This is a genomic window from Mesorhizobium sp. M7A.F.Ca.US.006.04.2.1, assembly GCF_004022915.1.
In the GTDB taxonomy this organism is placed as follows: Bacteria; Pseudomonadota; Alphaproteobacteria; order Rhizobiales; family Rhizobiaceae; genus Mesorhizobium; species Mesorhizobium ciceri.
The window spans coordinates 1-797 of the sequence record NZ_RZQA01001461.1 but is presented as its reverse complement, the minus strand read 5'-3'; the positions used below and the strand labels follow the sequence as shown (position 1 = coordinate 797).

Below are 797 nucleotides of genomic sequence, written 5' to 3'. Positions count from 1 at the left end.
ATCACCTCGGTGCGGCCGGACTCCATCACCGAGATGGCAAGATTGGAGGGCGTGCCGCCGAACATGTCGGTCAGCACGATGACGCCCGCCCCGGTGTCGACACGGGCAACCGCATCGACAATGTCGCGCCGACGCTGCTCCATATCGTCGTCGGCACCGATCGCCACGGTTTCGAAATTGTCTTGTGGCCCGACGACATGTTCGACGGCATGTCGGAACTCGGTGGCCAGTTGACCGTGCGTTACAAGCACGAGTCCGATCATTCTTTGGTGGCTCCCGTCATCGCCGCTTCACAGGCGCATTTTATGCTCGCCAGCCAATCCAGGCGGCGGGAGCGCTATCTTGTCGACGCGCGGCCCGTTGACAAGCCCAAAATTGCGCAGGCGCATGCCATTTTGACGCATTGCAGCAAAAAACCCGGAGCGGATCATAGAAAAGGCGCGATCGACAGCCGCGCCATCACGACCGGTAAGGCCGCCGGGATATTGCGTTCGACCACATCGACCTGTGGCACCAGACAACCCACGATGCTGCTTGCGGCATCCTCCTGGAAGCGCGGCGCTTCATCGGCCGGCACCAGGTGGACATGCAGGTCGACGAGGCCTGCCGGCTCGAATGGCAGAGGCCGGGGGCCGAGCCCAGGCACCTCGACGAGGCCTTCTATGGCGGCGGGAGCGCGGCACAGAAGCCGCCCGGCATGCGCCTCGACAAAGAGCTGATCGTCACCGACGAGCCGCGCGAACGATCCGCGCTGGCGACAATGATCTATGAGCGCCAGCGCCAGCGCCGTCTTGCCC

The 797-nt window shown here is 63.9% G+C and carries 2 protein-coding genes; both read right to left on the bottom strand.

Annotated elements, in window-relative coordinates; translation table 11 throughout:
- The coding region (locus EN925_RS38065) for a PTS fructose transporter subunit IIA (RefSeq protein WP_128337476.1) at positions 1–263 on the bottom strand (263 nt) is incomplete at its 3' end.
- A 164-nt stretch (positions 264–427) separates the two neighbouring features.
- On the bottom strand, positions 428–797 hold a 370-nt coding region (locus EN925_RS38055; protein ID WP_128337475.1), incomplete at its 5' end, for an HPr kinase/phosphorylase.